This window comes from Vibrio sp. Makdt, from assembly GCF_027587015.1.
In the GTDB taxonomy this organism is placed as follows: Bacteria; Pseudomonadota; Gammaproteobacteria; order Enterobacterales; family Vibrionaceae; genus Vibrio; species Vibrio chagasii_B.
The window spans coordinates 21,452-40,090 of sequence record NZ_JAPPTH010000035.1; the positions used below are offsets into that span (position 1 = coordinate 21,452).

Genomic DNA, 18,639 nt, shown 5'->3' on the forward strand with positions numbered 1-18,639 from the left:
ATTGGCAGTGGAAAGATAAGATAGCCAGTACGTTGTTAACGAATTGTAATCTTGATTCGAATTTAAGCGATTAAACCAGACAGCGACTGCCAAAGAATACTGACGCCAATTAGGCTGAACACCACACCACATAAGCCATCAATGTAGACCGTCGCTTCACTCAGTTTCTTTTGTAGTGCCTTTGTAGAAAGCATCCACGCTAATAGAGAGAACCAGAACAGTGATAGGCCGAATAAGATAATCAGAGCAAACCCTTTCCCTGAAAGCGACATGTCAGCCGGTACCAAGCTCGACATCAAGCTGATGAAGAACACTAATGCCTTTGGATTAAGAATATTGGTCGCAAAGCCTTTAGAAAATGCCTGACGCTTATTGGTCAGAATCAGATCTTTCGAATTGACCGTGTCTGTCTCTTCTTCATGGTGGCTAATGAGTTGCCATGTTGCTTTTAACGCACCAAAGCCTAGATACAGTAAGTAGCTGCCGCCAGCCAATTGCATAAGTGCAAAAAGAGTTGGGTGCTGGTGGACTAGGTAACTGATGCCCGTCAGGCTCAGCAATGAATGCAATAAGATCCCGCAAGACAGTCCGAGAGCAATGTATAAGCCAGTTTGTCGCCCGTGGCGTGTTGCGTTTTGTACCACAAGTGCAAAGTCAGGGCCCGGGCTCATCAAAGCGATAAAATGGATAGAGGCGAGGGTGACTAATATGGTGACTTCATTCATATCTGTTCCAATAACTGGGTTGTTCCGTTGAGAGTTGTTGAGCGCAGCTTACCGTGGTTTCGATTCTCTCAATTGTAAATTATCAACACTTAGTTAATTTTCGATGGAGAAACACCAAATACGGTCTTAAATGCCTTTGAAAAATGGGCTTGATCGTAGAAACCCACTTGATGAGCGACCTCGGTACCGCCGACACCTGATTTAATCAATCGCATGCTTTGCTCCATGCGTAAGCGGCTTAACCATGCATAAGGGGTGATGCCCATTTTGTTCTTAAAATGACGCTGAAATTGAGTCGTCGTCAGATCACACAGCTCAGAAAGTTGCTCCAAGCGCACCGGTTGGTCGAGGTTTGCCATTAAATAGTCTTTGAGTGTATTCACTGATTGAGTGCCAAGCTTCACCTGAGTTTTCGATCCAAACTGCGCGTAACGATCCACAATCGTCGAAAAACCTTCGAATGGCAGGCAATCTTGGGCGAGTTGGCTGATGTTTGGATTGATAAGCAGCCCATGAAGGTTACGCAATTGTAAAAAAGTCGCTTGATCGGAGAGGATCAACTCAGAAAAGCTCAAAGCGTGACCATTTTCGCTGTGATCGGCAAGATCGCCAAACCATTGAGGTGAGACAGAAAATACACTTACTTGGTAACCCGATTCGAGCTTTGAATGACCATCATGCAGCTCATCAGGTGGCATCATCACCACTTGTCCGGCGCCTGCGTGGTAACTCGTCCCTTTATAGACAAACTTTTGCTGCCCTTGGGTGATTAGGCCGATATGAAAGTCCAAATGATAGTGGCGCTGAAAGGCAAACTCTTGGTATTGAGCTTGGATCAGGCTGATATCTTGGCTAGATGTCGAGTAGTAGTGGACTTTATCCATGGCATAAAAAAGCTTGGTTAAATTATCATCAATTCAACCAAGCTTATCTCTGTATCTATAGATTGTCTTGTAAAAAACGATCAGTGTTAGCTTTTCGCTTGCTTACTCTTCTTGTTATTGCGCAGACCGTCGAAGCTGAAGATCACCAGTGCACCCCAAATGAAAGCAAAGGTAATCGCCTTATCCATGGTAAAGGCTTCACCGTAGATCAACACCGCAAGCAAGAACATCAAGCTAGGGCCAATGTATTGGAAGAAGCCCAGTGTTGAAAGCTTGAGTCTGGTTGCTGCACCCGTAAAGCAAAGTAGTGGCAGAGTGGTGATTACCCCCGCAGCGACCAGCAGTAAATTTAGCTGCATTGGATTCGCCAAAAAGTCTGACGTCGCTGTGTCTGCAATGAATAACAAGTAGATCGCCGCCGCTGGCAGCATCACTAAGGTCTCAATAAACAAGCCAGTCTGCGCTTCTAGGTTCACTTTCTTACGGAGTAAGCCATAGAAACCAAAAGAAAAGGCCAGTGCGATAGCGACAACTGGAATCGAACCAAAGGCGATTAACTGGATAAGCACACCGATAGCTGCAAGCGCCACCGCACACCATTGAAGTTTTCTCAGACGTTCACCAAGGAAGAACATTCCAAGCAATACGTTAATCAAAGGGTTGATGTAGTAGCCGAGGCTGGCATCCAGCATATGATTGGCATTGACTGCCCAGATGAAGATCAGCCAGTTGGCCCCCACTAAAAGTGAAGTTGCCACCAAAAACATCATTTTCGGTTTTGAAGTCAAAGTATCGCGCACTTTGCGCCAGCCACGACCAATGTGCAGCAGTAAAGCGAGTAGGAAAAAGGACCAAACTACACGGTGGCTCAGGATCTCGAGAGGGGATACTTCACTGAGAGATTTGAAGTATATGGGAGCGATTCCCCACATGGTGTACGCGCCAATCGCAAGCAAGATTCCTTGGCGTGTACGTTGTTGTTCGTCTTGTGTCATGTCACTTTCTCTGGCACAGAGTGCTTATTAATAGGATTTATAAAGAGAGTTGGTCAGTATAGGAGCGTTAACCCTTTTCACCTAACAATTTGCGGTTTAATTCGCCAGCATTCCACTCTACAATGTGCGACTTGCCTGCCGATGCTGCATGCTGACTTTATACCTCGATTAGGAACCACAATGACCGCCACTCTGATTGCTGAGCAAACACCAACTCCCGCGAATGATGCGCAAAACATCCTCGAAGATGTATTTGGCTATCAAAGCTTTCGCGATGGTCAGCAAGAGGTCATTGATTTGGCTGTTCAAGGCCGAGATAGCTTGGTGATAATGCCGACGGGTGGTGGTAAATCTTTGTGTTACCAGATCCCTGCTTTAGTTCGTGAAGGGCTGACTTTGGTTATCTCACCGCTTATTTCGTTGATGAAAGACCAAGTCGATCAGTTGAAAGCCAATGGTGTGGCAGCCGAGTGTATTAACTCTTCGATGCCGCGTGACCAGCTACTGAGTGTGTTCAATCGCATGAACTCAGGTCAGCTCAAGATGGTTTATGTGTCACCAGAGCGTGTGTTGATGCGTGATTTCATTGAACGCCTACAAGGTTTACCGCTTTCGATGATTGCGGTCGATGAAGCGCACTGTATCTCTCAATGGGGACACGACTTCCGCCCGGAGTACGCGTCATTGGGTCAGCTTAAACAGTATTTCCCGCATGTGCCTTATATGGCGCTGACGGCAACGGCTGACGATGCAACGCGCAAAGATATTGTTTCGCGCTTACAGCTGGTGGATCCGCATACCTATTTGGGCAGCTTCGACCGTCCTAATATTCGCTATAACCTTGTTGAGAAACACAAACCAGTGTCTCAGGTGGTTCGCTACCTAGAAACTCAGAAGGGCAATTGTGGCATCATCTACTGTGGTAGCCGTAAAAAAGTCGAGATGGTCACCGAGAAGCTGTGCAACAACGGTATTCGTGCTGCGGGTTATCACGCGGGTATGGACACCGATGAGCGCGCTTATGTTCAAGAAGCCTTCCAACGCGATGATATTCAGATCGTTGTCGCGACGGTGGCGTTTGGTATGGGCATCAACAAACCTAATGTACGCTTTGTGGTTCACTTTGATATTCCACGCAACATCGAGTCTTACTATCAAGAGACTGGCCGTGCGGGTCGTGATGGCTTGCCTGCTGAAGCGATGATGCTGTTTGACCCTGCTGATATGGGGTGGCTGCGTCGTATGCTAGATGAAAAAGAAGAAGGTCCGCAAAAGCAGGTTGAGATGCACAAGCTGAATGCGATGAGTGCCTTTGCTGAAGCGCAAACTTGTCGTCGTCAGGTACTGCTTAACTACTTTGGCGAATATCGTGAGAAGCAATGTGGTAACTGCGATATCTGCTTGGATCCGCCAAAACACTTTGATGCGACCCAAGAGGCGCAGAAGGCGTTGTCTTGTGTGTACCGTGTGAATCAGTCGTTTGGTATGGGCTACGTCGTTGAAGTGATGCGTGGCATGCAGAACATCCGTGTGCGCGATAATGGTCACGATAAGCTCTCAACTTACGGTATTGGCCGCGACCACAGCCATGACTACTGGATCAGTATCTTCCGTCAGCTCATTCACAAAGGCTTGTTGTTCCAGAACATCACACGTAACTCAACCTTGCAGTTAACTGAAGAGGCGCGTCCACTGCTGCGAGGTGAGATGTCACTAGAGTTAGCGGTACCTCGTCTCGACACCGCGGTACGTAATGCTAAGTCAGACAAGTTAAGCAGCAAGAACTACGATAAAAAGCTATTTGCAAAACTGCGTAAGCTGCGTAAGTCGATTGCCGACGAAGATGGCTTACCCCCATACGTGGTATTCAGTGACGCAACATTGATAGATATGGCAGAAGTTCTGCCGACGTCTTACGGTGAAATGTTAGCGGTAAATGGTGTGGGCCAGCGTAAGCTCGACAAGTACGCCGACCCATTCCTAGATTTGATTCAAGAACACATCACAACACACGGCTAATAACAGAGGTAATAAATGGAATTTGGTTTACGAGAGTATTTAGCAGAAGAAGGGCGCTTATTGGTGACAACACCGAGCTTTGACTTCGACTCTTACCCTGAAATTGGCGAACGCCTAGTGAACTTGCTATCGGCTACGGTTGTTGAAAAGCAGTGGGATGCAGACATGCACTCATGGCTGGTGGATTTTGAAGGGTGCCAGCTGTTCTTGAAATCAGAGCACTACAGTGAATCTGTGTGGTTTGAATCTCTTAGTCCAGAAGCGAGCCGTGAAGAGTTCGATTATCTAGCCGCTTTGTTCAAGCGTGGCTTCTAACTGTTAAAATTGCCTTTAAACCTATTTTCTCGCTACTGAGCTTCAAACACCTTCTAGCAATAAAAGTGAGAATAAACGTTTGCGTATGTTCTCACCGTTGCAGCTAAAATTGATTAATGTATAATCGCCCGCCGCTCGATAGAGCAAATGATAGATACATTTTTCATTCACATTATTGGTAAGAGCTTTCTTTGTTTCGATAGAGAAATGACTCGATTTGGGTTCCCTCACCCCCAAACCAAACTAAAAAGGTACAGCATGAGTAACTTTACCCCTGCGCAACAGCGCAAAGCCCTAGCATTATTAGTTTTGTTCCACCTAGTGATTATTGCGTCAAGCAACTACTTGGTTCAGCTACCTTTTACCATCTTCGGTATGCATACTACTTGGGGCGCTTTCACTTTCCCATTTATCTTCTTAGCAACAGACCTGACCGTTCGCATTTTTGGCGCTCAGCTTGCTCGTAAAATCATTTTCTTAGTGATGTTGCCTGGACTGGCGGTTTCTTACTTCTTGTCGGTGGTGTTCTTTGAGGGACAATTCCAAGGCTTTAGCCATCTGGGTGAATTTAACCTATTTGTAGCACGTATCGCTGCTGCAAGTTTCATGGCTTACTTGCTTGGCCAAATCTTAGATGTTCATGTTTTCAACCGCTTGCGCCAGCTTAAGCAGTGGTGGATTGCGCCAACCTGTTCAACATTATTTGGTAACGCTATCGATACCATCGCGTTCTTTGCGATCGCTTTCTACCAAAGCCCAGATCCATTTATGGCTGAACATTGGACTGAGATTGCACTGGTTGATTACGGTTTCAAACTAATCATTAGCCTAGGCTTGTTTGTTCCTATGTACGGCGTGCTTCTGAACTACATCGTTAAGAAGTTAACCGCTGTGAACCCTGACTTTAAAGCGACAGGTGTTAACGCCTAGCTAGATGGAAGTGCGGTTATTCAAGACCATCTCTGAATAACCGCCTTTCGTTCCTCTTTGTTTATTACTTTCTATTTCTGCTCCACTAAGCTTGGCCTTCAAGCACTGTCTCAACACCTGCCCCTGCATCCTTATTACTCTTTCTTGGCACTGATACCTTATATTTTGAGTTCTTTGGACTCACCTTTGTCACGCTTTTTTGTAGTAGCAGTGAATTAGGGTAGGTAATCACATTGCCCTCTGGATGGCGGATTAGGGTATGGAACATTTTTATGTCGAGGATCTTTCCTTCAATACCATCTCCATCGGCCACAATGATTGAGTCCCCAATACGGTAAGGGAATACAAAGAAGATTAAGAAACTGGCGGTGATGTTGCTGAGTATTGACCACTGGGCGATAAAGCCAACACCAATGACCGTGAACACTGAAGAGATAAAAATCGAAAAGTTGCCGTAGCCGATGCCGCTGACAATCAAATAGGTCGCGAACAAGAATCCGAAGTAAATGATATTAAAGCAGCGATTGATAAAAGCAGTGCGTGTCGCATTGACGGTTTTTGTCTCTGCGAGTGCCTGAATGGCTTTTTCCGTAGAGTGTTTAAGAACCCAATAGATAAGAATAAACAGCAAAGCGAGTAACAAGTCGTACTGTTTTAATGTCGCAAAAATGGTGTCGATGTAGCTAAGCATAGTAACCTCTAAATAGTTGAGGCTGCATTATTGTGGCCACTCGTTTCCAATACATCATTAAACCATTATGGTTTTATTTTCCTTTCCAGTTCGACTTTTTCCAAGCAGAGTTATCGTTAATTACGGGCTTGTTTTATGTAATTAAATGTTTGATATGTATGGCTTTATATTTCTGTTATATCCCTTTTATCTATAGGTGACGCTTTGGTGATGAAGCCATTTCGCCAATTCGTAGAATGGCCGGCCATTCACAACTTGGTTCGATTACTGATGATACTGATTACCATAAAACTGACGATGTTCTGCTTTCTAAAGCTAAAAAAGCAGGGCTATTTTGGAGCGCGTAACACTGTTTGCACACGTAATAACGTGGAGCCATCATAGCCATGCTGACTCTATTTATTACTCAATTGATCCTACTGTGGCTAATGGTTGAGCCACTTCTCTCTGCGGCTAGGATGAATGCCATCAAAGCCAGAGGTGTTTATGTTCGTTGATTATCTCGCGTCATTTAGCATGCTTTTACTGCTAGAAGTGATTCTGGGAGTCGACAACATTATCTTTATCTCAATCTTGGTCGAGAAGTTACCCGTGAGGCTAAGAAGCCGTATTCGTAATATTGGTATTGGCTTAGCGGTCGTTACGCGGATTGGATTAGTATTCTCTGTTACCTGGTTGATGTCGCTCACCGAACCCTTTATTACCGTTTTTGAGCGCGGCCTATCAGGTAAAGATCTGATCTTGATTGTTGGTGGTGGCTTTCTGCTATTGAAGAGTTTTAAAGAGCTATTGAATTGGTTGCTAGTAAAAGAGAAAAAAGAGAAGAACGCACTCGAAACCAGTGTCACTATGGTCGTGCTACAGATTATTGCTATTGATGCAGTGTTCTCATTCGATTCGGTGATTACTGCAGTGGCTTTGGTCCACAATGTAGAGATTATCATTGCAGCTATCGTTATCTCAGCAATCGTCATGTTGGCGGTTGCTGAAAAGATTCAAATAACCATTACCGCTTATCCTGGGTTGAAGCTACTTGCCCTTTTATTCCTGATTTTATTGGGTGGCTTACTGGTTGTCGAAGGGTATGGGTTACATGTGGACAAAAGCTATTTGTACGTTGCTCTGGCGTTTGGACTAACGCTCGAAATCTGCCATATCTTACTGGATAGACAGTTTAACAAGGCGCAAAGAGCTGCTAACCCAGACAATGAAAGAGTGGAAGAGCGCGCCTTACAACACAGCGAGGTTCTATAGAGGTCATTACTCTAACTCTTTCAGAAGAGGTTCTAGGTTACTGTCAAAAAACAGTGGTGAGGCCATCTGTATTGCTTTGAGAGAAGAGTTGCCTTGCGTTGCTTTGATGTACAGCTCTTTTGCGGCACCCGCATTACCGCGAGACTCTTCCGCTTTCGCAAGCAGTAGGTAGGTCAATATCGACTGATTTTTCGGTGGCATCGACAACAAAATCTTCATCGCTTTTTCTGGATCATCCTCAGAAAGGGCGATGATGGCGTTGGCGTCATAGGCGCGCGCCAGTTTCCCTTCCTCGAGCAGACGCTCGAGCCTTGGCTTAGCCTCTTGATTCAATTTCGCAATGGCTTGCTTTTTACTGCCCGAAGAAGCGTAGAAGGTGTTCATTACCTTGCCTATGTAATTGGCAACGAAAACAAGATCATTACTAGGGTCAGCTTTTTGGGCTTTTGCGAAGTAGTCCATCACCATTGGTAGCTCTGCCTCGTTGTACAGCACTCCAAGGCCACTGAGCGTGTATTTCAATGCGTCGGGCGTCATTGGCAGTTGTGAAATACTTTCTGTGAGTTCCTCTTTCGGCACCTTGATATACAGAGCGTCTAGTATGTCATCGACCATGCGATAGAGTGTGTGGTGCAGCTCTGGCAACTCAGTTGGATAGCGGCGGTTGAGGTGCGATAGGTCAGAGATGTTATTGTGATAACGCATGGTGAGGCGAGTATGTTTGCCGTCTCGACTTGGGCTCGCACCAAAGGTGAGTTTGATTGCCGCAATCTTTTGTAATGGCTCACTGTGGACAATGCGTATGCCACTGTAAGCGCTCAAGTACTCAATGAATTTGGTAATGGTGCCGTATAAAACCGGATCGTTTTTGACGTCATCGCTAATATCCAACATGACATAACGAAACTCATAGTGTCGGAGTTGGGTTGCAGGAGCGATTTTCTCATCTGGTGTACTGCTCGATGCCGAATAAAGGATATAGCCAGACTCCATAACAACGATAGCGCCAAGTAGTAAACCAATCATCAGGTTTCTTTTATTGGGCTTAGTTTTCTCACTGACATCAGTTTGGGGCAGTTTATCTGCTGGTGGCGATTGTTCTGGATCAGAGGGCTGAGCAGATGATGGTTCCAGTTCAGCGACTTGGTCAGTCTCGATTTTGCTTTGTATTACGTCTGCTTCAAATTTATAGCCACGTTTTGGCACAGTAATGATGTAGCTGTTGTGTTGTTGAGAGTTTTGCTTCAGAACCTTACGCAGCTCAAACACCGCTTGTGTGACCACTTGGTCACTGAGGATCATACCGCTCCAGACGTTGTTGATGAGTTCGTCTCGGGTATGAGTTTGCCCAGGATTGAGGCATAAAAATTCAAGTAGCTTAGTTAACCGCTTATCTATGGTTACCGTTCTTTCGGCGAAGAGGATTTGCCCTTCATTTGGAACGAATAGCCACTCATCGACACTAAAACATGAATTCTTCTCAAGCATCCCTTTCTCCTGCATTCAAACGGCATCCTGCGTTCTATATTCACCTTATTAACTCTATTACATAATGTGATGAATTTGTTGTAATTTTCTAGTGAACTCTAAAAGGTGTGCGCGAGTTAAATATTTGAGGTGATGGATTAAGAGGGTTGCCGTGAGACATAAACGAAAAAGCTCCCGTGATAGGGAGCTTTCGAATAACTGTTGGGGCTGATTTAAGTTTGAGCGTTACTGCTCAGCAATCGTCAGTGGCCAGCCAATGTCTGTTTGTCGATTCGATTCAATCTCTAGCTCTGCAGCGGTCAGCGGGTTGTCGGCTAGCCATTGCTTAGAGAGTCTTAGAGTTAGATTATTATCGTCAGCCGTTAGCGTAAACTCAGGCTCTAGCTCTGGATTACGACGATGCGTTAATAGAATCGCTAGACGCAGAATACGTAGGATACGTTTACTGCTTGTGCCTGATACTGCGTGTTGCTCTGGCAGTGATGTTAGCTGTTCACGGTAGCGTCGCGTTAATTCACCTAGGTAGTGTTTCTGTGCGCGGGTGAAACCAGGTAAATCTAGGTTCTGCAGTAGGTAAGCACTGTGTTCACCACCTTTCTTGAAGTCGATGGTTAAACCGATTTCATGAAGTTTGGCTGCAGTTTGCAGTAGGACACCAGCTTGAGGTTCTGACACCCAAGCTTCGCCGCCTGCTTGCTCTAACAGAGCCTGCGCTGCTGCTGCGACTTGGTCACCGTAGCTTACGTCCATCTGGTAGCGTGATTGAACGCTCTTGATGGTGCGAGCGCGGATATCGTCTTGGCGAAGCTCATCAACCATTTCGTAGGCTAGGCCTTCACGAAGTGCGCCGCCAGCCAGGGTCATCGAATCGATTTCAAGCAACTCAAATATAGCAATCAGAATAGAAAGACCGCTAGGGAACACTAAAGCGCGCTCTAGAGTTAACCCTTCTATTTCTAGCTCTTCTAAGCGTTCAGTAATCATCGCTTGTTTTTGTAAGCGTTTAAGCTTGGTATGAGTGATAACCTCATCCATGCCTTGCGCTAGCATGATTTCTTGCAGTGCTTGAACAGTACCACTGGCACCAACACACACATCCCAACCGATATCGGTGTAGCTCTCTAAGATAGGAGCTAGGGTAGACTTCGCTGCTTCAATCGCGTTGTCGAAGTTGGTTGCGGTTAATTGGCGATCTTTAAAGTGGCGCTCAAGCCATGTTACACAGCCCATTTTTAGGCTAGTCAGCGCTTTTGCTGAGAAACCTTCACCAATGATCATCTCGGTACTTGCGCCACCAATATCCACGACTAGTCGGCGGCCACTGCCACCAGAAGTGTGTGCTACGCCCTTATAGATAGTCGCAGCTTCTTCTTCACCGGAGATAACATTGATGTCGTAGCCAAGGATCTGGTTCGCTTTCTCAAGAAAGATATCCACATTAGTCGCGGTACGTAGGGTCGCTGTACCAACAATGCGGATATTTTCTTTTGGAATGTCCTGTAGTCGCTCTGCAAAGAGACTCAAACAGTCCCAACCGCGCTGCATAGCTTCGGTACTAAGCGCATTATTTTCATCTAAGCCTGCAGCTAAACGTACTTTGCGCTTAATTTTAGCCATGGTTTGTACGCTGCCATCGATATGACGGACAACGAGCATATGAAAACTGTTCGACCCGAGGTCGATTGCAGCGTAAAGCGGGGGTGACACTGTTTGACTCATAAGCGACTAAGCTTCCTTGTTGTGACGCGGTTGGCGTGGGCGACGGTTCTGGTTTGGTTTACGGTTACCGTTGCGTGAGCCATTGTTGTTTGAGCGGCGTTGTTGCGGGTTACGTGTGCGTAAGCGCAATGGTGCTGGTAGATCTTCTAGCAGTGCAGAAGCGTCGTAGTCAGACACTGGGATCGCGTGCTCAATGTACTCTTCGATTGGTGGCAAGTTGATTGCGTAATCTTCACAAGCAAAGCTGATCGAGTGACCACTTGCACCAGCACGACCTGTACGGCCGATACGGTGAACGTAATCTTCACAGTCGTCAGGTAGATCGAAGTTGAATACGTGCGTTACTTGAGGAATGTGTAGGCCACGAGCAGCAACGTCGGTTGCAACCAGTAGGTCAACATCACCTTGAGTGAATTGCTCAAGAATCTTTTCACGTTTCTTCTGTGGTACATCACCAGTCAGCAGACCAACACGGTGACCATCGGCAGCCAAATGGCCCCAAACTGATTCACACTTGTGCTTGGTGTTAGCGAAGATGATAGCGCGCTCTGGCCACTCTTCTTCTACTAGTGTCTGTAGCAGTGCCATCTTGTGTTCGTTAGAAGGGTAGAACAACTCTTCTTTAATACGGTGGCCTGTTTTACGCTCTGGCTCAACAACAACATGCTCTGGGTTATGCATGTGCTCGAAAGCCAACTCTTGTACGCGGTAAGACAGAGTCGCAGAGAACAGCATGTTCAAACGATCTTTAGGCTCAGGCATACGACGGAACAAGAAGCGGATGTCTTTAATGAAGCCCAGATCGAACATACGGTCTGCTTCATCCAGTACTACTGCTTGAATGTGGTTAAGGTTAAATACCTTCTGCTTGTAGAAATCGATAATACGGCCAGTGGTACCAATTAAGATATCTGCGCCTTCTTCGATCTTACCTAGCTGCTTGTCGTAGCTTTCGCCACCGTAAGCCAATGCTGCTTTGATACCAGTGCTTGCGACTAGAGATTCTGCATCGTTGTAGATCTGAATCGCGAGTTCGCGAGTAGGTGCCATAATAATCGCACGTGGCTGGTTAGGCTTGCGCCCTTCATGCTCAGGTGTTTTTAGTAGGTGGTTAAAAGTAGCAGTAAGAAACGCAAGCGTTTTACCAGTACCCGTTTGGGCCTGGCCTGCAATGTCTTGGCCGGTGAGCAGTACCGGGAGCGCCAAGGCTTGGATAGGGGTACAATAATCGAACCCTTTTTTCTCCAATCCTTCAATGACTTGCGGAAGTAAATCCAAGTCGGCGAACTTTTGCTCTGTGATATGCGTCTTTTTCATTGCTATAGAATATCAGCTTAAGCTTGCAATACGAAAGTAAATACATTCCAATAGGGCATCTATTTACTGGTTATCATCCAACCAGTTCTAAAAAATACATTGGAGTGGAAGATGAGTGATAAGATTTTGCAGCTAACTGATGACGGTTTTGAGAACGATGTGATCAACGCTGCAGGCCCTGTTCTTGTTGATTTTTGGGCAGAATGGTGTGGCCCTTGTAAGATGATTGCGCCGATTCTTGATGAAATCGCAGACGAGTACGAAGGCAAGCTCACTATCGGTAAACTTAATATCGACCAAAATGCTGGAACACCACCAAAGTTTGGTATTCGCGGCATTCCAACGCTTCTTCTTTTCAAAGATGGCGGCGTAGCAGCAACTAAAGTTGGTGCATTGTCTAAAACTCAACTTAAAGAGTTCCTAGACGCTAACCTATAATCAGGTGAGCATTTGATAAAGAAACCGTGCAGTTAACAAATGCACGGTTTTGTTTTTTCTAAGCTATGGACTAGTCTTAGTTTTAGTGCTAATTTATCGCACGTTAATTGAACGAATTTCTCTTCTTGGTCGATCCTGTGACCGAATCCCTCTTAACTAGAAAACAGATCTTATTTTGACTAAACAAGCATCCACCACAATGAATCTTACAGAACTGAAGAACAGACCTGTGTCTGAACTTGTTAAACTTGGCGAAAGCCTAGGCCTTGAAAACCTAGCTCGTCTAAGAAAACAGGACATTATCTTCGCTATCCTTAAAGCACATGCAAAAAGTGGTGAAGACATCTTCGGTGACGGTGTTCTTGAAATTCTGCAAGACGGTTTTGGTTTTCTTCGTAGCGCAGACAGCTCGTACTTAGCGGGTCCTGATGATATCTACGTCTCACCAAGTCAGATTCGTCGTTTCAACCTACGTACTGGTGACTCAATTGCCGGAAAGATTCGCCCACCTAAAGATGGCGAACGTTACTTTGCTCTACTGAAAGTAAACACGGTAAACCACGACAAACCAGACAACGCTCGTAACAAGATCCTTTTTGAAAACCTTACCCCTCTGCATGCTAACGAACGCATGGTTATGGAACGTGGTAATGGTGCGACAGAAGATATCACAGCTCGTATTCTTGACCTTGCATCTCCAATTGGTAAAGGTCAGCGTGGCTTGATTGTTGCTCCGCCAAAAGCGGGTAAGACAATGCTTCTGCAAAACATTGCGCAAAGCATCGCTCACAACCATCCTGAGTGTGAACTAATGGTTCTACTTATCGATGAGCGTCCGGAAGAAGTAACAGAAATGCAGCGCCTAGTTAAAGGTGAAGTAGTTGCTTCTACATTCGATGAGCCAGCATCTCGCCACGTACAAGTAGCAGAAATGGTAATCGAGAAAGCGAAGCGTCTTGTTGAACACAAGAAAGACGTGGTTATCCTTCTGGACTCAATCACTCGTCTAGCGCGTGCATACAACACGGTAGTACCTTCATCAGGTAAAGTACTAACAGGTGGTGTGGATGCAAACGCACTTCACCGTCCTAAGCGTTTCTTCGGTGCGGCTCGTAACGTTGAAGAAGGCGGTAGTTTAACTATCATCGCTACAGCACTGGTTGATACTGGTTCTAAGATGGATGAAGTTATCTACGAAGAATTCAAAGGTACAGGTAACATGGAACTGCACCTGAACCGTAAGATTGCTGAAAAGCGTGTATTCCCTGCGATTGATTTCAACCGCTCTGGTACTCGTCGTGAAGAGCTTCTTACTAAGAACGATGAACTGCAGAAGATGTGGATCCTGCGTAAGATTGTTCACCCAATGGGCGAAATCGATGCAATGGAATTCCTTATCGACAAGCTAGCAATGACGAAAACGAACGATGAGTTCTTTGACGCTATGCGTCGTCAGTAATCTTGATTAGCTGATAGTTATTAGAAAGCGCTGCCCTCGGGTAGCGCTTTTTATTTGCATTTTGTAGCGGCAGCTTGCAGAATGACCAAAAGTGTTACAAGGAAGTTAAAATGCAACATGGACTGTTGTCATCATTACTCTTGTCTACTTCACTGTTACTTTCACCGGTCGGCATCGTTAATGCCACCGAGATGTCTCCACATACAGTAGAGTCTTGGCTTGAGAATGATCAAGTAAAACTAAAAACTGCTGAATTGCTTGAGCTTGTCGTGCGTGATGAAGTGAATTCGTTACGCTTTGCACTTGAGCGCCTGACATTTCCCCAGCAAGAGGTGGCTCGTTACCAACTCTTGAAGAAGATCGAACAACAAAAAATCGTACTCACACCGAAGATGTCTATCTTTGTGGAGCAACAGCTCGCTATTACGCCAACCTACCAAGTATTAGAGCGTGGTGATGGCTATGAGTTTACGGTGCCAGCCTTTAATTATCCTTCGATAGCAAACCGCTTAATCAAACAATTCCGTGCTGATCAAAATACATTGGTGTTTGTGCTCGATGCAGAGAAACAGAACCTCAACCTCAAAGAGTGGCTAACTGGATCTGAGCATCAGGTCCAAACTCGAGAAGCGCTACTCATAAGAGAATTGGATAGCTTGTCGCAAGAGGCCGTGAATTACTTAGCAAAACAGCTAACGGAGTCACCGATAGTAAGCTGGTTACCCTCTACCGAAGTAGTGGTTCGATTAGCACAGGTGAGCGAAGACCCGGATGTCTATCAAATCCTCTGGAAGATGAAAGCCGATTATCATAGCCAAGCTGAGCTGGTTCGTCTCGCTGAGAGTAAATCCCCATTTGCCTTAGAGCAGGTGATGGCTGCAACGAAAAACCCAAGATTAAAAGAAGAAGCGATTACTTTGCTGACGAGAGTGAACCCACTTTCAGAAGAGGTGAAAGACTTTTTAGTTTCTCGCATGGCGATCGCCGATGATGCGCCATTGGTCGCTCGTGAGTTGGCAAAACAAGGGCACACCAACTGGCTACAAGACCTAGTGAATGATAACCCACAAGTCAAAAGTTCAGTGATACAGCAAGTGCTTCCATAACTGGGTTTTACCTCTCAATAACCTTACTAAAAAGGGGGATCTCACGATGCCCCTTTTTGATATACTGAGCGCAGAATAATCAGCATGTAGAAGTTCTATGAGTTTTAAAGATTTACGTGATTTTATCGACCATCTTGAAAGTATTGGTCAGTTGAAACGCATTTCTCACCCAGTCGACCCAGACTATGAAATGACCGAAATTAGCGACCGTACTCTACGTGCTGGTGGCCCGGCTCTTCTGTTCGAGAACCCGGTAGGTTATGACATGCCTGTTTTGACCAATTTATTCGGCACTCCCAACCGTGTTGCGATAGGCATGGGCCGTCAGGAAGTTAAAGAACTGCGCGAAGTGGGCAAGTTATTGGCTTACTTAAAAGAGCCTGAGCCGCCGAAAGGTTTTAAGGACGCGATTGATAAGTTACCCGTGTTCAAACAAGTATTGAACATGCCAGCTAAGCGTCTTCGTAAAGCAGCGTGCCAACAAGTCGTGTGGCAAGGCGACGAGGTCGACCTAGATAAAATCCCAGTAATGAGCTGTTGGGCTGACGATGTCGCGCCACTACTTACTTGGGGGTTAACGGTTACTCGCGGCCCGAACAAGAAACGCCAAAACTTAGGTATCTACCGCCAGCAAAAGATTGGTAAGAACAAAATTATCATGCGTTGGTTGGCTCACCGTGGTGGTGCGCTGGATCTACGTGACTGGGCTGAACAGAACCCAGGTAAGCCGTTTCCAGTATCTGTTGCGTTTGGCGCTGATCCTGCAACGATTCTTGGCGCGGTAACGCCAGTGCCAGATACCTTATCGGAATACGCGTTTGCTGGTCTGCTGCGTGGTAGCAAAACTGAAGTGGTTAAATCGATCAGTAATGACCTAGAAGTCCCAGCAAGTGCTGAAATCGTGATGGAAGGTTACATCGATCCGAATGAATTCGCTGACGAAGGGCCTTACGGCGATCACACTGGTTACTACAACGAGAAAGAAAAGCACAACGTGTTTACCATTACTCATGTAACCATGCGTGAGAACCCGATTTACCACAGTACATACACAGGTCGCCCGCCAGATGAGCCTGCAGTATTGGGTGTTGCATTGAATGAAGTGTTTGTTCCTATTCTTCAAAAGCAATTCCCGGAGATAGAAGATTTCTATCTACCACCTGAAGGTTGTTCGTATCGAATGGCTGTGGTGACTATGAAGAAGCAATATCCAGGTCACGCTAAACGAGTGATGATGGGCGTATGGTCTTTCTTACGTCAATTCATGTATACCAAGTTTGTATTGGTGTGCGATGAGGATGTTAACGCTCGCGATTGGTCACAAGTTACGGCTGCGATGTGCAAACATATGGATCCGTCACGTGATACCTTGATGATAGAGAACACGCCAATTGATTCGTTGGACTTTGCATCACCGGTCGTTGGGTTAGGTTCTAAGATGGGCTTAGACATCACTAAGAAGTGGGATGCCGAGTTAGCATTGTCGCCTGATGTGCAATCTACTCCAGAAAACAGTGATCATATCGAAGCTGGTTTAGCTGAATTAACCAAAGTTCATCCTGAAATTATTGATATTCACCTGCAGAACGATAATGCCAGCATGGTTGTGGTATCGATAGATAAACAAGCTGCAGGTAATGGTAAGAAAATCATGGAAGCGGTTTGGTCTCAATTTGATGAGAACAAGTTCGTTGTCGTCTGTGATGGTGATGTTAACGTGAGCGACTGGAACGACATCATCTGGGCGGTAACCACCAGAATGGATCCAGCTAGAGATACCTTATTCCTTCAGAACGAAATTGGGCACTCCAAAGTGGGGCTCGATGCAACCAATAAGTGGGAAGGTGAGTGTTTGCGTGAGTGGGGCGTTCCAATCACAAAAGATCCTGAGCTGGTCAAAAAGATTGATAGCATCTGGGAACAACTAGGAATTTTATGAGCTACCAAGTAGTCTTGTACCCAGAAAACATCAGTTTCACCGTAGAAAAAGGGCAAACGGTCTTGGATGCTGCGCTCAACAGCGATATCTATTTCCCTAACCGTTGCCAAGTTGGCGCATGTGCTATGTGCATGTGCAAAAAATTAGAAGGGCAAGTGAGTTACCACCTTGAACCCATGCTCACAGAGAAAGAGCAGCAACAGGGTTGGATTTTCGCTTGCCAAGCATTTGCAGAAAGTAATTTAGTTCTAACCTTTGCCGATTAAGGGTTAGTGAGAGGAAGAACATGACTATTAAATGTAAAGTTAAGTCTATCGAGCCTTTGGCTTGTAACACTTACCAAATCCTGCTTCATCCAGAGACACCAGTTGCCTTTAAAGCTGGTCAGTACCTGATGGTTGAAATGGGTGAGAAAGATAAGCGTCCATTTTCAATTGCGAGCAGCCCTTGTCGCCATGAAGGTGAACTAGAACTACATATTGGTGCTGCTGAACACAATGCTTATGCATTAGAAGTGGTTGAAGCAATGAAAAAGGCACAGGCTGAAGATGGTGATATCGCGATTGATGCGCCACACGGTGATGCGTGGATTAAAGAAGAGAGTGAACGCCCTCTACTATTGATTGCTGGTGGTACGGGTTTTAGCTACGTACGTTCGATTCTGGATCACTGCATTGCACAAAACAGCAAGAAAGAGATTCACCTTTACTGGGGTGCAAAAGACGAGTGCCAGCTATACGCGAAAGAAGAGCTTGTCGATATTGCAGAAAAGCATAGCAATGTACATTTCGTACCTGTAGTAGAAGAGGCGCCGGAAGTTTGGCATGGCCAAACTGGTAATGTGCTTGAAGCAATTACACAAAGCTTCGAATCACTGGCTGATTTTGATATCTATATTGCAGGTCGCTTTGAAATGGCGGGCGCAGCAAGAGACCTATTTACACAAAATAAAGAAGCAAAGCGTGACCATATGTACGCAGATGCTTACGCGTTTATCTAATAATTCCTTTAGATTTAGTGCAAAAAGAGAGCAGAAATGCTCTCTTTTTTATATTTAGGTGAACTATTAGACACTTAACCTCTATTTATTCATTTTTTATGAAAAAGTAGTTGCTAAGCTGAAAGGGTTCCCTATAATGCGACCCCACTGAGACGGCAGGCGCCATAAGGCTTCAGCAATGATCAGTAAGACGGAAAGCGACAAAAAATTAATTTTCAAAAAGTGTTTGACACTGAATGTTAATTCGCTAGAATGGCCGTCCACTTCGAGAGGCTCCTTACTAAAAAGGAACGCTCAAGAAGTTAAGCTCTTTAACAATTTAAACCTATCAATCTGTGTGGGCACTCGTTGATGAATATC

General features: G+C 45.5%; 17 protein-coding genes. 10 read left to right on the top strand and 7 right to left on the bottom strand.

The window, feature by feature from the left end; all coding sequences use genetic code 11:
* Nucleotides 1–62 precede the first annotated feature (62 nt).
* The 3 genes from OH460_RS25330 to rarD form a co-directional block, all read right to left on the bottom strand.
* Entirely contained in the window at nucleotides 63–725 is a 663-nt protein-coding gene (locus tag OH460_RS25330) for a LysE family translocator (RefSeq protein ID WP_102423283.1), read from the bottom strand.
* A gap of 89 nt (nucleotides 726–814) precedes the next feature.
* On the bottom strand, nucleotides 815–1,609 hold the full coding sequence (locus OH460_RS25335; RefSeq protein WP_269999945.1) for a helix-turn-helix domain-containing protein: 795 nt from the start codon (nucleotides 1,607–1,609) through the stop codon (nucleotides 815–817).
* Nucleotides 1,610–1,695: 86 nt separating this feature from the next.
* Complete coding sequence (rarD, locus tag OH460_RS25340; RefSeq protein ID WP_269999946.1) at nucleotides 1,696–2,604, bottom strand: EamA family transporter RarD; 909 nt, start codon at nucleotides 2,602–2,604, stop codon at nucleotides 1,696–1,698.
* Nucleotides 2,605–2,784: 180 nt separating this feature from the next.
* Between rarD and recQ the strand changes: the two genes are divergently transcribed.
* The 3 genes from recQ (at nucleotide 2,785) to OH460_RS25355 (ending at nucleotide 5,868) form a co-directional block, all read left to right on the top strand.
* Nucleotides 2,785–4,623: an ATP-dependent DNA helicase RecQ gene (gene recQ / locus OH460_RS25345; RefSeq protein WP_008221506.1), complete on the top strand. Its 1,839-nt coding sequence runs from the start codon at nucleotides 2,785–2,787 to the stop codon at nucleotides 4,621–4,623.
* 15 nt (nucleotides 4,624–4,638) lie between these two features.
* Complete coding sequence (locus tag OH460_RS25350; protein ID WP_061034315.1) at nucleotides 4,639–4,938, top strand: DUF3630 family protein; 300 nt, start codon at nucleotides 4,639–4,641, stop codon at nucleotides 4,936–4,938.
* A gap of 258 nt (nucleotides 4,939–5,196) precedes the next feature.
* Nucleotides 5,197–5,868, top strand: coding sequence for a 7-cyano-7-deazaguanine/7-aminomethyl-7-deazaguanine transporter (locus OH460_RS25355; protein ID WP_269999949.1), 672 nt, complete (start codon nucleotides 5,197–5,199; stop codon nucleotides 5,866–5,868).
* Between the two features lie 85 nt (nucleotides 5,869–5,953).
* Here OH460_RS25355 and OH460_RS25360 read toward each other — a convergent pair whose 3' ends face one another.
* Nucleotides 5,954–6,559, bottom strand: coding sequence for a mechanosensitive ion channel family protein (locus OH460_RS25360; RefSeq protein ID WP_171369274.1), 606 nt, complete (start codon nucleotides 6,557–6,559; stop codon nucleotides 5,954–5,956).
* A gap of 462 nt (nucleotides 6,560–7,021) precedes the next feature.
* Here OH460_RS25360 and OH460_RS25365 point away from each other — a divergent pair, with 462 nt between their 5' ends.
* The gene (locus OH460_RS25365) at nucleotides 7,022–7,813 is read left to right on the top strand and encodes a TerC family protein (RefSeq protein ID WP_269999950.1); all 792 of its coding nucleotides are present in this window, start codon (nucleotides 7,022–7,024) and stop codon (nucleotides 7,811–7,813) included.
* A 6-nt stretch (nucleotides 7,814–7,819) separates the two neighbouring features.
* On the opposite strand, the gene OH460_RS25370 is transcribed toward OH460_RS25365, so the two are convergent.
* From OH460_RS25370 to rhlB, 3 genes are all read right to left on the bottom strand, one after another.
* On the bottom strand, nucleotides 7,820–9,301 hold the full coding sequence (locus OH460_RS25370) for a winged helix-turn-helix domain-containing protein (RefSeq protein WP_269999951.1): 1,482 nt from the start codon (nucleotides 9,299–9,301) through the stop codon (nucleotides 7,820–7,822).
* Between the two features lie 225 nt (nucleotides 9,302–9,526).
* Nucleotides 9,527–11,020, bottom strand: coding sequence for a guanosine-5'-triphosphate,3'-diphosphate diphosphatase (gene gppA, locus OH460_RS25375; RefSeq protein ID WP_269999952.1), 1,494 nt, complete (start codon nucleotides 11,018–11,020; stop codon nucleotides 9,527–9,529).
* 6 nt (nucleotides 11,021–11,026) lie between these two features.
* Nucleotides 11,027–12,337, bottom strand: coding sequence for an ATP-dependent RNA helicase RhlB (gene rhlB / locus OH460_RS25380; RefSeq protein WP_061034318.1), 1,311 nt, complete (start codon nucleotides 12,335–12,337; stop codon nucleotides 11,027–11,029).
* A 111-nt stretch (nucleotides 12,338–12,448) separates the two neighbouring features.
* Between rhlB and trxA the strand changes: the two genes are divergently transcribed.
* From trxA to fre, 6 genes are all read left to right on the top strand, one after another.
* Entirely contained in the window at nucleotides 12,449–12,775 is a 327-nt protein-coding gene (gene trxA / locus OH460_RS25385; protein WP_004741193.1) for a thioredoxin TrxA, read from the top strand.
* A gap of 199 nt (nucleotides 12,776–12,974) precedes the next feature.
* On the top strand, nucleotides 12,975–14,234 hold the full coding sequence (gene rho / locus OH460_RS25390) for a transcription termination factor Rho (protein WP_004741192.1): 1,260 nt from the start codon (nucleotides 12,975–12,977) through the stop codon (nucleotides 14,232–14,234).
* Between the two features lie 110 nt (nucleotides 14,235–14,344).
* Nucleotides 14,345–15,340, top strand: coding sequence for a hypothetical protein (locus tag OH460_RS25395; protein WP_269999953.1), 996 nt, complete (start codon nucleotides 14,345–14,347; stop codon nucleotides 15,338–15,340).
* 97 nt (nucleotides 15,341–15,437) lie between these two features.
* Nucleotides 15,438–17,279, top strand: a complete 1,842-nt coding sequence (gene ubiD / locus OH460_RS25400) for a 4-hydroxy-3-polyprenylbenzoate decarboxylase (RefSeq protein ID WP_269999955.1) — start codon at nucleotides 15,438–15,440, stop codon at nucleotides 17,277–17,279.
* Nucleotides 17,276–17,545, top strand: a complete 270-nt coding sequence (locus OH460_RS25405) for a 2Fe-2S iron-sulfur cluster-binding protein (protein WP_008224727.1) — start codon at nucleotides 17,276–17,278, stop codon at nucleotides 17,543–17,545. Before ubiD ends, OH460_RS25405 begins: the two co-directional genes overlap by 4 nt.
* Nucleotides 17,546–17,565: 20 nt before the next feature.
* Nucleotides 17,566–18,279, top strand: coding sequence for an NAD(P)H-flavin reductase (gene fre, locus OH460_RS25410; RefSeq protein WP_004741188.1), 714 nt, complete (start codon nucleotides 17,566–17,568; stop codon nucleotides 18,277–18,279).
* Nucleotides 18,280–18,639: the final 360 nt, after the last annotated feature.

What these genes read in the sequence shown, in the direction of transcription:
- OH460_RS25330 (WP_102423283.1), bottom strand. Translation starts at nt 725, where the DNA reads ATGAATGAAGTCACCATATTAGTCACCCTCGCCTCTATCCATTTTATC.
- OH460_RS25335 (WP_269999945.1), bottom strand. Translation starts at nt 1,609, where the DNA reads ATGGATAAAGTCCACTACTACTCGACATCTAGCCAAGATATCAGCCTG.
- rarD (WP_269999946.1), bottom strand. Translation starts at nt 2,604, where the DNA reads ATGACACAAGACGAACAACAACGTACACGCCAAGGAATCTTGCTTGCG.
- recQ (WP_008221506.1), top strand. Translation starts at nt 2,785, where the DNA reads ATGACCGCCACTCTGATTGCTGAGCAAACACCAACTCCCGCGAATGAT.
- OH460_RS25350 (WP_061034315.1), top strand. Translation starts at nt 4,639, where the DNA reads ATGGAATTTGGTTTACGAGAGTATTTAGCAGAAGAAGGGCGCTTATTG.
- OH460_RS25355 (WP_269999949.1), top strand. Translation starts at nt 5,197, where the DNA reads ATGAGTAACTTTACCCCTGCGCAACAGCGCAAAGCCCTAGCATTATTA.
- OH460_RS25360 (WP_171369274.1), bottom strand. Translation starts at nt 6,559, where the DNA reads ATGCTTAGCTACATCGACACCATTTTTGCGACATTAAAACAGTACGAC.
- OH460_RS25365 (WP_269999950.1), top strand. Translation starts at nt 7,022, where the DNA reads ATGCCATCAAAGCCAGAGGTGTTTATGTTCGTTGATTATCTCGCGTCA.
- OH460_RS25370 (WP_269999951.1), bottom strand. Translation starts at nt 9,301, where the DNA reads ATGCTTGAGAAGAATTCATGTTTTAGTGTCGATGAGTGGCTATTCGTT.
- gppA (WP_269999952.1), bottom strand. Translation starts at nt 11,020, where the DNA reads ATGAGTCAAACAGTGTCACCCCCGCTTTACGCTGCAATCGACCTCGGG.
- rhlB (WP_061034318.1), bottom strand. Translation starts at nt 12,337, where the DNA reads ATGAAAAAGACGCATATCACAGAGCAAAAGTTCGCCGACTTGGATTTA.
- trxA (WP_004741193.1), top strand. Translation starts at nt 12,449, where the DNA reads ATGAGTGATAAGATTTTGCAGCTAACTGATGACGGTTTTGAGAACGAT.
- rho (WP_004741192.1), top strand. Translation starts at nt 12,975, where the DNA reads ATGAATCTTACAGAACTGAAGAACAGACCTGTGTCTGAACTTGTTAAA.
- OH460_RS25395 (WP_269999953.1), top strand. Translation starts at nt 14,345, where the DNA reads ATGCAACATGGACTGTTGTCATCATTACTCTTGTCTACTTCACTGTTA.
- ubiD (WP_269999955.1), top strand. Translation starts at nt 15,438, where the DNA reads ATGAGTTTTAAAGATTTACGTGATTTTATCGACCATCTTGAAAGTATT.
- OH460_RS25405 (WP_008224727.1), top strand. Translation starts at nt 17,276, where the DNA reads ATGAGCTACCAAGTAGTCTTGTACCCAGAAAACATCAGTTTCACCGTA.
- fre (WP_004741188.1), top strand. Translation starts at nt 17,566, where the DNA reads ATGACTATTAAATGTAAAGTTAAGTCTATCGAGCCTTTGGCTTGTAAC.